At 62.2% G+C, this 13,929-nt stretch carries 10 protein-coding genes and 1 pseudogene; 2 read left to right on the top strand and 9 right to left on the bottom strand.

The genetic code is table 11. From position 1 onward, the window contains the following. Window positions 1-45: 45 nt before the first annotated feature. The 4 genes from ACOZ4I_RS13200 to ACOZ4I_RS13185 all read right to left on the bottom strand — a co-directional run bounded on the left by ACOZ4I_RS13200 (window position 46) and on the right by ACOZ4I_RS13185 (window position 4,775). Window positions 46-225, bottom strand: a complete 180-nt coding sequence (locus tag ACOZ4I_RS13200) for a DUF7534 family protein (RefSeq protein ID WP_424000272.1) — start codon at window positions 223-225, stop codon at window positions 46-48. 60 nt (window positions 226-285) lie between these two features. Continuing rightward, window positions 286-567 carry a hypothetical protein gene (locus tag ACOZ4I_RS13195; protein ID WP_424000270.1) on the bottom strand — a complete coding sequence of 94 codons (282 nt, stop codon included), beginning with the start codon at window positions 565-567 and terminating at the stop codon, window positions 286-288. A gap of 138 nt (window positions 568-705) precedes the next feature. Next, the gene (locus ACOZ4I_RS13190) at window positions 706-2,682 is read right to left on the bottom strand and encodes a sugar-binding protein (RefSeq protein ID WP_424000268.1); all 1,977 of its coding nucleotides are present in this window, start codon (window positions 2,680-2,682) and stop codon (window positions 706-708) included. 242 nt (window positions 2,683-2,924) lie between these two features. Then, entirely contained in the window at window positions 2,925-4,775 is a 1,851-nt protein-coding gene (locus ACOZ4I_RS13185) for a sensor histidine kinase (RefSeq protein WP_424000266.1), read from the bottom strand. 178 nt (window positions 4,776-4,953) lie between these two features. Between ACOZ4I_RS13185 and ACOZ4I_RS13180 the strand changes: the two are divergent. Beyond that, window positions 4,954-5,052: pseudogene (locus ACOZ4I_RS13180) on the top strand (IS6 family transposase); the annotation flags it as partial. A 291-nt stretch (window positions 5,053-5,343) separates the two neighbouring features. Here ACOZ4I_RS13180 and ACOZ4I_RS13175 read toward each other — a convergent pair. Next, window positions 5,344-7,545: an NEW3 domain-containing protein gene (locus ACOZ4I_RS13175; RefSeq protein WP_424000264.1), complete on the bottom strand. Its 2,202-nt coding sequence runs from the start codon at window positions 7,543-7,545 to the stop codon at window positions 5,344-5,346. 376 nt (window positions 7,546-7,921) lie between these two features. On the opposite strand from ACOZ4I_RS13175, the gene ACOZ4I_RS13170 reads away from it, so the two are divergent. Then, window positions 7,922-9,868: a glycoside hydrolase family 127 protein gene (locus tag ACOZ4I_RS13170; protein WP_424000262.1), complete on the top strand. Its 1,947-nt coding sequence runs from the start codon at window positions 7,922-7,924 to the stop codon at window positions 9,866-9,868. A gap of 5 nt (window positions 9,869-9,873) precedes the next feature. On the opposite strand, the gene ACOZ4I_RS13165 is transcribed toward ACOZ4I_RS13170, so the two are convergent. From ACOZ4I_RS13165 to ACOZ4I_RS13150, 4 genes are all read right to left on the bottom strand, one after another. Further along, window positions 9,874-10,689: an IclR family transcriptional regulator gene (locus ACOZ4I_RS13165; protein WP_424000260.1), complete on the bottom strand. Its 816-nt coding sequence runs from the start codon at window positions 10,687-10,689 to the stop codon at window positions 9,874-9,876. Window positions 10,690-11,023: 334 nt separating this feature from the next. Beyond that, on the bottom strand, window positions 11,024-12,124 hold the full coding sequence (locus tag ACOZ4I_RS13160; RefSeq protein WP_424004810.1) for an ABC transporter ATP-binding protein: 1,101 nt from the start codon (window positions 12,122-12,124) through the stop codon (window positions 11,024-11,026). 10 nt (window positions 12,125-12,134) lie between these two features. After that, window positions 12,135-12,995 carry a carbohydrate ABC transporter permease gene (locus ACOZ4I_RS13155; protein WP_424000258.1) on the bottom strand — a complete coding sequence of 287 codons (861 nt, stop codon included), beginning with the start codon at window positions 12,993-12,995 and terminating at the stop codon, window positions 12,135-12,137. After that, on the bottom strand, window positions 12,992-13,903 hold the full coding sequence (locus ACOZ4I_RS13150; protein WP_424000256.1) for a carbohydrate ABC transporter permease: 912 nt from the start codon (window positions 13,901-13,903) through the stop codon (window positions 12,992-12,994). The genes ACOZ4I_RS13155 and ACOZ4I_RS13150 overlap by 4 nt, the downstream gene beginning before the upstream one ends. Window positions 13,904-13,929 lie beyond the last annotated feature (26 nt).

Genomic DNA, 13,929 nt, shown 5'->3' with positions numbered 1-13,929 from the left:
CGACGAGCGGGCCCGTTGCACGTAGCGGTTCACATCCCAGTTACCTTACGCAGTAGTTTCACCGCTTGCCCAGCCCAATCGCTGGGTGACAAAGAGATACGAGACGACGAACGAGACCGCGAACAGTGGTGGGAGCGCCAGGACCTGCGCCATCGGGTCTGGCGGCGTAACGACCGCGCCGATCACGAACGCGAGGAGGACGGCCAGCGAGTAGGCGGTAGCCACACGCTCACGCCGGTCGGCTGGGTCCGTGTGTGTTCCCCAGTCGTCCCGGACGTAGCGGACTCAGATGTCGTAGATCTGCCCAAAACCTGACGAGAGAATCACGAACGTCCAGAACACCGACCCGTTTCGCGCCTCGGCCTCCGCACGGGCCCAGTAACCCATCGCGGCCAGATTCCCGACGAAAATGAGGGCGGTAAGCGCGAACGTAACACCGATCAGGGGGTGTTCACCGAGGGACGGGGCGAATTGCACACTTCGCAGTTGTTCGTAGACGAGGTTCGGTGTTCTGTGAGGAGATCGATATCCCGGCTGGCACAGCGGCGAGACGGTCCAGGACGCCACTCTCGATCGCGTACACTCTCTGTGGCGTGAATGCGATATCGCTGCTCGCTGTGACGTATCGGACAGAACACGATCGGTCAGTGGCTTCTGGTACCGATGTGGTGCGAACGAAACTCGGTATGGTCCTCGAACCGGGATTCATTCTCCGAGTTCGACGAGCGCGAACGTGGAGGGGTTCATCCAGGCCTCACCGTTTGCGGAGAACCAGCTGTACTTACTGTTGATATCACCGCCGTCGCCATCGTCGTTGATGTGGATGTTGGTGCCAAAACGATGGCCGACTATCGGTGTCGTCTGGAGGACGGCCCAGGGCAGTGTGACGGCGAGGTGCCACCCCGCTGGGGTCTCGGTCTGGCTGACATCGACTTGCTTGTAGCTGAATCCGTCGAATGTGTGATACCCGGGGACTGCAATGTTGTGTCCTCGTTCGAATAATATCTGTGCGTCGTTGTCGCCATCATACGACTGGCCACGGCTGTTATCGGGGTCGATGAATATCTCGACGCTATCGTTCTGATACATCTCGTCGGATTCGCTCGTAACGGTGGGGTCCTCGACAACAACCAGATAGTACAGCGCCGACTCGTCCCAGAGCGCCCGCCACTCGCCACGGAAGTCAGTCTCTCGGGAGTCCTGTATGATGGCAGTCTCTATCTGGTGTGCCGGGACGTCCGACCACGTTTCAGTCAGCGTGCCGTCCATCGTCGGTGGGGTACTCGTCCGTTCGATGATCGCTTCGGGTTGTGTCACGCTCTGTGTGGTCGCAGTAATCGTTGTCTCCTGGGTCGAGGAGCGTCCGTGTTCGTCGACGGTGGTCAGGCCGATCTGGTACGTCTCGCCCGCCTCCAGATCGGTCAGGGTGAGTTTTCGCGCCGTTCCGCCGAGGACTGCAACTTCGACGGCATCACGGCGCACGCGGTACTGGACGATCCTGTCACCGTCTGGATCGGTAGACTCGGACCAGGCGATACTGAGCGACTGTTGGGTGCGCTCCGTCACTTTGATTTCCGACGGCGGTGCTGGTGGGCGATTTCCTGTTCCTGACTGCGCAGAATCGGGCGATCTACCGGGGGGCCACTGTTCGGTGCGCGTCTCCGCCAACCACTCTTTCGTGAGTGCACCCATGTGCGTGTCGCCACCGAGCAGTTCCCAATCGGTATCGAACATCCGGGGTTGACCGATAGAATCGAACGTCGTGGCACACCAGTTCACGTTCGTGTGTGTGGTGAGCCAGGCACGGAACGGCTTGCCCCAGTCGTCGGTTGACCCGATCAAGTGTGCGGGGATGCCGTCTCCGTTGACGCCGACGTACCCCCATTCTGTCGCGAACAGGGGGATGTCGAACGCCAGGTCGCCAAACGTCTCTTCCCAGGTATCCGGGTCCCACGAGGGATTGACGTGGAAGGCGTAGACGATATTGTCGTCGCCGAAGGGATCGGCTGTCGCGTATTTCGTCAGCGAATTCCACCCCGGTGACCCGACGATGACCGGGGTCTCGGGTGCGTGATCGCGAATCTGTGAGACCCATGGCTGGGCGGTCTCCCGCCAGGTGAGCCACGTCTGTCGCTCGTCTTCTGCTGGCTGTCCAGGTGCGCTAAATAGGTCGAAGAGGACGTGCGTCTCATCGGCGTAGCGTGGAGCGACACGATTCCAGAACGTTAGCAGTCGGTCATCGATTTCGGCGGTATCGTAGCGTTCCGTCGCACCGTAGGCGATGATGACGTAGACATCGCGGTCACGGGCCAGTGACACCACTCGGTCGAGGTACTCTTCGACGAGTGTCTCGAGGCCCACTTCAGCAATCGAGCGAGGGCGAACCGGGACACGCAGGACGTGCGAGTGCCAGCCGGCGTCGGGATCCGTCGCAAGTTCGAGCGTGTCCCAGTAGGCTTTGCCGCGGCGCTCGGCATGCTTCGTCCCCCACCAGGGGTCGACGGTGGTGACGCCACGGAGGACCACACGGGTGCCGTTCGGATCCGTGAGCCACCGTCCCTCGACACCTAGTCGCGGACGCCCGGTGCCCGACGGGTCCTGTCGGTTGGGCGGTCCGGTACAGCCAGCTATGCCGGTGACCGTACCCGCCCCGACAGTCGAGAGAAAGCGCCGTCTATCCATCTAAATATCATGAGAGATATTAACGGAAAAGGGTAGCGATCACCCTAATTATCGACCGAGTTGCCACCATAGAGATCACAGAACGTAGGCAAACAACCACTAAAATGTCCAAATCGAGGCCCCGTAGTTTGTTCCGTCCAGAATAGACTGCCGATAGCGAACGCTCTGGAGACCGCTCAATATCTATCTTTGATTCTCGGAGGCGAGCCTCTATTCGTCGCAGTGTCAGAAGCGTCTCGGCATCAGGTCGAATCTTCCTCGAAGACGTTCGAGAAGACGAACGTCGCCCCGGCATCGTCGTCGTCGGCTACTGTTACTTGCCATCCGTGGGCTTCGGCGATCGTCTTGACGATCGAGAGGCCGAGGCCGGTTCCACTCTCACTCGTCGTGTGCCCGTACGTGAAGATATCGTCGACTTCGTCGGTTGGAATACCCTCCCCATCGTCAGTGACGTAGAAACCATCGGCTGTGAGTCCGACCGTGACGGCCGTCTCCGGGCCGACGTGATCGATGGCGTTGCGAAAGAGATTTTCGAGGACCCGTCGGAGGCGTTCTCGATCAGCGGCAACGGTTCGAGTTCCCGTGACGGTCAGCGTCGCCTCGGCGGTGTCGACGGTGCTCCAGGCATCCGTTGCGACCGTCTGTAGCTCGACCGGCGTCGTGTCCTCGATGTGCTCTCCATCGCGTGCCAGTGTCAGGACGTCGTCGATAATCGTGTCGATGCGTTCGTGGGCACGGTCGATATTGTCGAGGAAATTTTCGCGTGCGCTCTCACCGCTGGCGTCTTCGCTGTCGCGATCTCCGCCGATCCGGTCTCTGAGTAATTCGAGGTTCCCTCGTGCAACCGTCAGCGGGTTCCGCAGGTCGTGACTGACGGTGCTTGCGAAGTGGTCGAGGCGTTGATTCTGTCTCGCGAGCTTCCGCCGAGACGCTTCTGCTTCGGCCCGGGCACGCTCGGCCTCGGATATCTGCTCGCGCAGGGCGTCGCGCATATTCCCGAAAGAGTCGAACAGCCGCCCGATCTCGTCTTCCCGTTTGGTCGACAGGCTCACGTCGAGGTTGCCGTTCTCCATCTCTTGGGCCCGTTTCCGAAGTCGCACGAGCGGGAGAACGGTCTGCCGTCCAAGGACGATCGCAACGGCACCGAGAGCGACCAGCGAGCTCGTGATGAGGACGGCGACGTTCCGGCCGACAGTACTGCTGGCCCGGTAGAGCTCTGCCTTGGGGGCGGTGGTCGTGACGACCCAGTTCGTGTCCGGCACGGGAGCGATCCCGCTGACCTCGTCTCCCTGCTCGGCGATCGTCGTTCGGCCAGCCACTGCCTCGTCGAACGCTGTCGTTTCGGCTAGCTCGGTAGTGTAGTCTCGTCGCGGCGACAGCACTGCTCGTCCGTCGGTGTCGAGGACCTCCGTCCTGACGACGCTCCGACTTCTGTGGAGCTGTTCGAAATCCTTGGCGACGTCACCGACGACAACGACGACTCCGTGACCACTGCTGACCTCGCTGGCGAACGCCATCTGGATGTCGCCGCTACGCGAGTACGCTGATTGCGACGAGGCGACGGTTGCTGTGCCGTTCGTTGCCTCGCTAATTGGTCCCGTTACGGCCGGACTGATCGCTGTCTGGTGGCGGCCCACGTAGCGAGTGTTCGTGCTCGTGACGATAGTGTCGGTCTCGGAGTCGACGTAATGGACACCGACAACGTCCCCTCCGCCAAGTTCCTTTGATTCCTGAAGATGTGTGCGGATCCGGTCTGTGTTCCGCCCAGCGTAGACGTCTGACGATGCGACGGCGAGTGTCCGGATCCGCATCCCGTCGAGCCACTCGGAGACCGAATCCGCCTGCAGCGTGGCAGTCGAACGGAGCGTCTCCTCGGCGTCGTTCTCGATAATGTTCTGGATCTGGACGAAACTCAGGACGCCGACACTGGCGATGATAACCACGATCAGGAGCATGGAAAGCAGGAACTTCGCCGCGTAGCGGCGGCGAATCCATCTCGGTAAGAGTTTCTTGCTAATCGCCTCTTCGAGGCCGCCTGTCTGGGCTACATCAGCAGTCTCATCGCCAGCTTGCTCCTCGGTTTCGGCATCCATCGAACGTGTCTGCCCTACATCACCTACACGCGCCCTTGATTGTTATGGCCGTTCTCAGGGATAGATTGTCGGACACAGACACCCAGTCGTGTCTTTTGCATGGTGTCTTCCGTCCGCTGGCTGTACGCCGTCCTCAGAATGGCATAGTCATTCTGATGGGCTGCGCAAGAGCTGCGCTCTTGGGACCGCCGAAGATTCCGCCACGAACGACCTGCTTCACGCCCGCCTCTTTTCGACGACTACGACCGCCCTCACTGCAGTCACTACACGCCGCCTGGTACGGGAAGGCCGGTCGGGCAAGTCGACGCAAACGTTCTCACCGCTACCCGTTTCGCCCGCGATCAGAACCACGAACGTGGCAACGCGATTACGCAGGCCGTAGACCAGGGGGACCTTCGCCTAGACGGCCGATCGTCCACCGATACTGACTGGCGGATACTCGTCGGCACTATCTGCACGGAATGCGGGCGGTCCGACGGGAGCGTACCACTGGACTGGTGACCACTACACCACATACTGGGTTGAAAACGTGGCCAATCGGTTCCCGGACGACTGCAGCGGCCGAATCCTACGAGATGTCGAACTCGCCGAATCTGGCTTCGTTCAGCGAACTCTCGGAGACGGAACAGACGACCATCCCCGCGTCCTGGGTATCATTCGCGGTATCGACGGTGGCCGACCCGATTTCGGTCCAGTTCGACCCGTCGGTGCTGTAGGAGCCGACGAACGAGGTGCCGTCTTTCTCGAGTTTTACCCAGCAGGGATACGTGGGGGACGTCTCGACGTTCGTTGCGCTGTCGAGATACCCGTTCCCGTCGCTGTCCCACTCGAACTCGACGCGGTTGGGCATGGCAACCATCGCGACGTAGCCCGGCGACTCGCCGGCCCCGGTGATGTCGTTTCGGATGGTGACTCCGGCCTTCGAATAGGCCCCCGCCTCCTCGTGGCTCTCGATTTTCGCCACGACGGTGCTCGTCTGCTCGGCGCGGTCCGCCGATGGGTATATCGTGCCGTACTCGTCGTCGCCGGTGAACGTGTCCGCGCCGTTGGCGTCGACGACGAAGGTCTCGCCGTCGATCGACCCGAACTCCGCCTCCGTCGAGGCGAACGTGTCGTACCCCTCGGGCACGGGATCCAGCGGGACCGCCCACGTCCACCCGTTGGTGGTCGTGGCGGTCTCGTTCCCCTTCCAGCCGTAGGTCAGTTCGACGCCGAACTCGTACTCGCCGGGGGAAGCGTCCGCCGGCGCGGTAATCTCCCACGACGCCTCCGTCGTCTTTCCGGGCGGGATGGTTCCTCGGGCGGACGATTCACGGGTGACAGTCCAGCCGTCAGGAGAATCAACCTTCATTTCGGCGTCGTTTATCGCTCGCTGACCGACGTTTGTTGCTGTAACGGTTACATCTCGACTGGTTCCGGGCTCGATTTCCTCATCCCCGGTCTCGTGTGAGAGGGTTACGCCCGGCGGGGCGCTATTCGGCGACGAAGGTGGTTCGAGTGTCACTGCATAGGCGTTGGTTTGGTCGTCCCACGGAATCGTGATGGTGTGTGCTGCTGTCGAGGCGGTGACGTTGTAGTGTTTCACAGTTTCGGGGGACTCCACGATGTCCTCGCTCGGAATGCGCTCGACTGTCACTTCGATCCGGTTCCCGTGTGACAACTCGACCGAATCCGTGTCGAGATTTTCGAGCGCGACTCCGACGTCTCCGGTGTACCCTCGGTTGCCCAGTATCACCTGGACGGCGTCGCCCTTCTGTGACACCGAACTCGTCCCCGCGACGGCGTCGACGTCCGCACTGCCGGTCGTCGCGAGCAGTTGGTCCGTTATCGAGCCGTACCGTTCGTAGATCCACCACCGACCGGACGGTGTCGGTCCGTCGTCGGTACTGGAGAGCAGTCCGACCAGCTGGGGCGAATCACAGCAGGCGGTCCAGACGCCGAGTGACGCGTACTCGACGTCCGACTTTTCGATTCGGACCATGTCCCACGCGTTGTAGCCCGCGTTCAACTGGGAGATGGGGAGGTACTCGTTGATTTCCAGAGGCAGGTCGAGGTCGTGCTCGTCGAGAATTTCGCGGATGGCTTCGGCGTCCTCGACCGGGTCGTTCCACTCCTGCAGGTCGTGCCAGTTGATGATGTCCGGGACCGTCTCGGACTCGATCGTCATCTCCAGCCACTCGACGAACCGGTCCCGCAGGTCCGGGAGCAGGTGCGTGTAGTTCGGCCCGACGATCCGTGCCTGTGGATAGAGGGTCCGGAGTTTGCGGACGCCGCGTCGCCACAGTTCCCGGAAACGCTCGGTTGAGCGGTTCCAGAACAGGTCGTAGTTGGGTTCGTTCCAGATCTCGAACTGGATCTCCTCGGGGTTCATGTCCGACGCCTTCACGTCCGACACGATCCGCTCCAGCAGGGCGTCCCAGCTGTCCCAGTCGCCGCCGTCGCCCGGCCACGGGTCGTCCTCGTCGACGACGGTGACGGCGTCGGCCCCCCAGAGGTCGCTGATCCGAATGACGTACTCGGGGTCGCTATCGAGGGTGGTCACGCGCTCGTACTGCTGTTCGACCATCTCCCACCGCGTCTCGTAGCCGTCCTCGCCGCCTTTGGCCCAGGCGCCGCCGTCGAGGCGGGCGCCGCCGCCGACGAACAGGCCCGCGTTGAGTGGGGACAGCCACTTGTCCGATGGGTCCTGACCGTCGTCGCTCAGTCCGTAGAGGAACCCCGAGGCGTTGTAGTTCGCCTCCTGTGTCGACTTACCTACGTCGACTGTCACTGTCTGTTGTGGTGACCCTTCGCCGACACTTGTGACGAGTGGGCTTCCGATCGCTGCTCCCGCGAGACCGAGCGTCCCTGATTTCAAAAGCGTTCGACGGGTGATGCGACTACCTGACGCGTCTTCACTGCCATCTGCTGTCATGGCACACTCATATGCAAAAACCAGCATCAAATAACTTTCGGATATTTGAAACGCACACGATGCAGTGGGCCGAATTGTCGGCTATCCTGAAATGACGTCGGACAGCGGGGTGATCCCGATCGTCGGCGGTTCGACTACTCTCACCGTGGGTCGATCGGCGCCGGGGGTGGCCGTCGGAGGTGGCCGGTGTATCCCTGCCGGTTATTTATTGTACGACGGCTTGCAAGTGAGTATGACCGGGCGATATCAGTCACCTGCGCTCGACGCCGTCGAGATCCGCGATTCGTTCTGGGTACCGCGTCTGAAGACGAACGATCTCGTTTCCCTCGACCATCAGTACGATCACCTCCAGGCGAACGGTTCGCTCGACAACTTCCGTCGCGTCGTCGGGGAGGCCGGCGGTGAGTTCGAGGGGCCGCCCTTCATCGACGCGAACGTCTACAAGTGGGTCGAGGCCGCGAGTTACGCGCTCGCGACCGACGAGATGCCGACCCTTCGAGAGAAGGTCAACACCGTCTGCTCGCTGATCGAGCAGGCCCAGGCGGACGACGGGTACCTGTTCACGTATTTCATGCTCGGGGACAACGCGGGCCGGTGGTCGAACTTCACAATGATGCACGAGCTGTACTGCGCCGGGCACCTGATCGAGGCCGCCGTCGCCCACTCTCGCGCGCTCGACGACGATCGATTACTGCGAGTCGCCCGCGACCTGGCCGACCACATCGACGAGCGATTCGGCCCGGATACACAGGAGAAGATCCCGGGTCACGAGGAGATCGAACTGGCGCTCGTTCGGCTCTATCGGGTCACTGACGAGGAGCGGTATCTGGATCTTGCGGGCTATTTCATCGACCGGCGCGGTCGCGACCCGTCCCCGTTGGCGGCCGAACTGCCGGAGCTCGAACGGATGATCGAGCGAGACTCGCTCAGCACGGAGCAAAAGGAGAGCGGGTGGTCCGTCGTCGGGTATCAGGACACGCTGCGCGACGAGTCCGGCGCGTACGACGGCCTCTGGGCGCAGGACCACAAGCCCGTTCGTGAGCAGCGGCGCGTCGAGGGACACGCCGTCAGGGCGGGGAACCTCTACGCCGCCGTCGCCGCGTACCTGCAGGAGGTCGACGACGAGGAACTGTTTACTGCGATAAAACGCCTGTGGCAGAACATGGTGACTCGACGGATGTACGTCACCGGCGGCATCGGTTCGAGCCCGGACGCCGAGATGTTCACCGAGGACTACGACCTCCCCAACGACGACGCCTTCGCCGAGACCTGCGCGTCAGCGAGTGCGATCTTCTGGAGTCAGCATATGTTCGAGCTGACGGGGGCGGCGGAGTACGTAGACGTTCTGGAACGCATCCTCTACAACGCCCTGTTGTCGGGCGTCTCACTCGATGGGCGACGATACTGCTACTCGAACCCGCTGGAGACGGACGAAGACTATCACCGCAACGAGTGGTACTACGTCGCGTGCTGTCCGTCGAACCTGTCTCGCGTGCTCGCGTCGCTCGGGAAGTACATCTACGCTCGGTCCGAGAACGAACTCCTGGTCAATCTCTACGTGGGCAGCACCGTCGAAACGACCGTCTCGGGGACCGGCGTGACGGTCGAACAGACGACGGACTATCCGTGGGACGGCGACGTGACGGTCGCACTCTCCCCGGACGAACCGACGGAGTTCGCACTCGGGCTCCGCATTCCCGGCTGGGCCGAGCGCTGGGAGGTCACGGTCGATGGCGAGCCGGTGGCCGTGGAACCGACCGACGGCTACGCGACGCTCGAACGGGAGTGGCACGACGGTGATCGCGTCGAGATCTCGCTGGCGATGGAACCGAACGCGGTCGTCGCACACCCCGAGGTCGAAAGCGACAGATCGCTCGCCGCGCTGTGCCGGGGGCCGCTCGTCTACTGTCTGGAGGGCGTCGACAACGCACAGCCGGTCCAGCACCTCATCCTCTCCGACCCGGACTCGATCAGCGCCCGGGACACCGACTCGATCCTGGACGGCATGACGGTTCTCGAGGGAGCGGCGACCGTTCAGGACCTGCAGGAGTGGCAAGGCACGCTGTACCGGTCGCTGGGATCGATCACGGAATCAGCGACCGAGTTCACCGCGATCCCGTACTTCGCCCGGAACAACCGCGGTCCGACGTCGATGGTGGTCTGGATGCGTCTCGCCTGACTCACTCAGTCGCGGTTCGACGCGGGCACGGTCTGCTCGACGTCCAGCTTCCGCTCGATGACGGCGGCGGCCCGGACCACCTGCTGGCAGATCCGCTCCTGGTACTCGCCGTTGATGCGTTTCGACAGCCCGGTGACGGCGACGACTGCGAGCGGCTCGTCTTCGTCGTCCAGGACCGGAGCAGCGACCGTCGTGTGCTGGACGTCCGTGAGGTGGGACTCCGAACGGGGACCCGACTGGTCGGGTTCGGCGATGGAGGGCCCGCTCCCGTCGCGCTCTGTCGAGATGACGAATCCGTTGCGTCGCGCCTCCTCTAGCGCCTTCGAGATGTCCTCGTCCGAATCCACGACCACGTCCGCGGACAGGTGTTCGTCCGTCTCGGGATCGGTGGTATCGGATCGGAAGGCCAGCAGGACTTTGCCGACCGAATGCTCCGTGATCGGGACCGTCGCACCGGCTGTGACAGACAGCGTCGCTTTCTCGCCTCGCGCGTAGTGGAGTATCGTGACCACGTCGTCTTCCGGGACGGCGAGATACGATAGCTCGCCCGTCTCGTTCGCCAGGCTGTCGATTTCCTCGTGGCCGTGCTGGTAGACCGGTCGCTGATTCTTGATCTGCTCGCTGATCGTGAGGAACTTGAGCGACAGCTGGTATTTCCCGTCGGACTTGAACGCTAATCCGTGCTCCTGGAGCGTCTGGAGGTGCGTATACACGGTGCTCTTGTGGTATGGCGTGGCTTCTGCAAGCTCCGTCACGCCGGAACTGCCGTTCTCGAGGAGCAGTTCGACGATGCGAAACAGTTTTTCGTTCGATTTGAGCACGGGTTTGTCCTTGCGTAGAGACTTGGATACGTGTCACTAAACTCTATCGGCGACGGGAGCGAACGGATTGCTCCGGTTCGGAGCCCAGGGCTGGAAAGCCCGAGACGGCGCCACGCCGATGGGACTGCTGGTCGACCGTCGTCCATGGGACGACTCGCTCGGAGAAGGGAGATGACTCTCCTGGAAAATACTGTCTTGTCTTCGGGCACGGGAGCGCGGACGCTCACGGGAAACTACCCGCTCGACTGTTTCGGCCACGGGAGTTGCCTGGGGGCCCGGCGATCCGGAACCGGCGATTTCCGGGCCGTCCGCGACGATCGAACTGAACCGACTGTTACGCGAGAGCCGTGGATTCCTCGGACGCTAGCGGCGGATTGTACACGGCCTCGTCACTGGCGTCGAACAGGTGGACGTACTTCGGGTCGATCTCGACGCCGACGACGTCGCCGGCGTCGAAGTGCTTCGACCCGTCGACTTGCGCCACGATCCCCTCGTCCAGGCCGTCGACCGACAGGTGGATGATGTTGTACGCGCCGATCTGTTCGAACACGGTGACCTCTGCCGAGAAGTCCCCGTCGCTGGCGGGAACGATGGTCATCTCCTCCGGTCTGACACCGAGCGTCGCGGCGTCGCCAGAGACGTCGCTGGGCGCGTCGATTGCGAACGCGCCGGTCTGTATCGTCCCGGACGATTCGTCGAACCGACAGTCGATGAAGTTCATCGAGGGGCTCCCGATGAACCCGGCCACGAAGCGGTTCGCCGGCTGCGAGTAGACGACCTCCGGCGTGTCGATCTGCTGGAGGTCGCCGTTGTTGAGGATGGCGACGCGATCCGACATCGTCATCGCCTCTTCCTGGTCGTGCGTGACGTAGATCGTCGTCGTCTGGATCTCCCGGTGGAGCTGCTGGAGCTCCGCGCGCATCTTCACGCGCAGCTTCGCGTCGAGGTTCGAGAGCGGCTCGTCGAGGAGGAAGATCTCGGGGTCCCTGACGATACTCCGGCCGAGCGCGACGCGCTGTTGCTGGCCGCCACTGAGTTCGGGCGGGTTCTTGTCCAGGTGCTCCTCGATGCCGAGCATCGAAGCGGTCTCGGTGATCCGCTGTTCGATCTCTTCTTCGGGAACGTCGGTGTGTTCCAGCGCGAACGACATGTTCTTTCGCGCCGACATGTGGGGGTACAGCGCGTACGCCTGGAAGACGAACGCGAGTTCGCGTTCCTGAGGGGACGAGTACGTCATGTCTTCGCCACCGAACTCGATGACGCCATCGGTGGGCGTCTCCAGGCCGGCGATCATCCGCAGCGTCGTCGTCTTGCCACAGCCCGACGGGCCGACGAGCGTCAGGAACTCTCCGTCCCTGATCGTCATCGACAGGTCGTTGACCGCGACCAGTTCGTCGAACCGTTTCGTGATGTCGTGTAGTTGTATTTCCATTATCTTGCTGTGATTATTTCATTTCGAGGCCCGCAATTCCTTCGATGAACTGTTCGGAGAACAGGGCGAACAGGATGATGACCGGTAGCGTCGCCAGCGTGCTCATCGCGAACAGCTGGTTGTAGACGGTCGCCCCGTGGATACCCTGGAAGGTCTGCAGCCCGACGCTGATGGTGTAGAGCTGTTCGGACTTGAGGAACGTCAGTGCGAACAGGAACTCGTTCCAGGTGAAGACGAAGATCAGCATTCCCGTCGCCGTCAGTCCGGACTTCACCAGCGGCAGGATCACTTTGAAGAATATCATCCATTCTGGAATCCCGCCGATTCTGGCCGCTTCCTCCAGACTCTCCGGCAGGTTCGTCATGAAGCTGTGCAGGAGGAAGATGGAGAACGCCAGGAAGAACGTGCTGTAGACGAGGATCAGTCCCAGCCGCGTGTCGACGAGTCCGAGGCTCGACAGCAGATTGTACAGCGGAATGAGGAGAATCTGTGCCGGGACCATCAGCAGTCCCAGGAACAACAGGTAGATGGGATTCGAGCCGGGGAAGTCGAACCTCGCGAGCGCGTAGGCGGCGGGGGTCGCGATGGCGAGCGTCACCACGGTCGCCCCGCCGCTGATGAGCATCGTGTTCAGGAACCACTGTCCCCACGGACCGGTGTCCCACGCCTCGACGTACGGCTGGATCGTCGCCGGATTCGGGACGAGGTTGGGCGGGAAGATCCCGATCTGCGAGGGGTCTTTCAGGCTCGTCGCGACCATCCAGTAGAGCGGAACCAGGACGAACAGTGCCGCGAGCGAGACCGCGACGTAGCGCGCGAGTCGCTCCCACGGGATTCCGTCCTTGTCCCCCGCGAGTGCGTCCGAGGCGCTCATATTTCCGTCCCTCCCGAGAGTTTGATCGCGATGACGGAAAACACGAGTGCCATGCCGAACAGGATGAACCCGTACGCGGCACCCTTCCCGAAGTTGAAGTACCCGAACGCGACCTGATAGAAGTGCGTCGAGAGGATCTCACTGGAGTTCGAGGGCCCGCCGCCGGTCATGACGTACACGTGCGCGAACGCGCGGACGGTGTCGATGATCCCGAGGACGAGCGTGATGAGGATCGCCGGCTTGAGCAGCGGGAGCGTGATGTGACGGAACATCGCCCAGCGTGACTTCCCCATGATCTTCGCGGCCTCGTAGACGTCGTCGGGCAGTCCCTGGAGTCCGGCGAGGAGGATGACCATGTAGTACCCCGTCCGTTTCCAGACGACCATCAGCATCACGCTCGGCAGCGAGAGACTCACCGAGTTCAGGAACCGCGCCGGTTCCTCGATGATGCCGACGGTCGTCAGGATCCAGTTGACCAGCCCGTTGGGGCTGAGCAGCCAGCTGAAAACGATCCCGGCCACGACGATGGGGACGACGACCGGGACGAAGATCAGCGATCGGAGGAACGAGCGCCCCTCGATACCGCGATTGATCACCATCGCGAGCCCGAGTCCGAGCACGAGCGGGACGATGATCATTCCGACGCTGAAGATGAGCGTGTTCTTGGCCGCGACCCAGAACAGCGGATCGGTCAGCACGGCGACGTAGTTGTCTAACCCGACCCACCTCGTCTCTCCGCCGAGGGTGACGACTTCCTGGAAGCTCAGGAGGAACGTATCCACGAGCGGATACGCCAGGAAGATGGCGACCATCACGAACGCGGGGAGCAGGTAGACGTACGGTCGCCAGTCTAGCTGGGACGTATCGACCGGTAGCGTCCCGATCAACCTCTCTTGTATCTCTGACATATGTTGGTGTTGTAGGACCTCGTTGC

Source organism: Haloarcula salina, from assembly GCF_049603855.1.
Classification (GTDB): domain Archaea; phylum Halobacteriota; class Halobacteria; order Halobacteriales; family Haloarculaceae; genus Haloarcula; species Haloarcula salina_A.
The sequence above is the reverse complement of the archived record's forward strand: the minus strand, read 5'-3'. Positions and strand labels throughout refer to the sequence as shown.

Bases quoted from the DNA above. Each gene is read 5' to 3' on its own strand.
- ACOZ4I_RS13155 (WP_424000258.1), bottom strand. From the start codon at position 12,995: ATGAGCGCCTCGGACGCACTCGCGGGGGACAAGGACGGAATCCCGTGG.
- ACOZ4I_RS13190 (WP_424000268.1), bottom strand. From the start codon at position 2,682: ATGGATAGACGGCGCTTTCTCTCGACTGTCGGGGCGGGTACGGTCACC.
- ACOZ4I_RS13185 (WP_424000266.1), bottom strand. From the start codon at position 4,775: ATGGATGCCGAAACCGAGGAGCAAGCTGGCGATGAGACTGCTGATGTA.
- ACOZ4I_RS13170 (WP_424000262.1), top strand. From the start codon at position 7,922: ATGACCGGGCGATATCAGTCACCTGCGCTCGACGCCGTCGAGATCCGC.
- ACOZ4I_RS13150 (WP_424000256.1), bottom strand. From the start codon at position 13,903: ATGTCAGAGATACAAGAGAGGTTGATCGGGACGCTACCGGTCGATACG.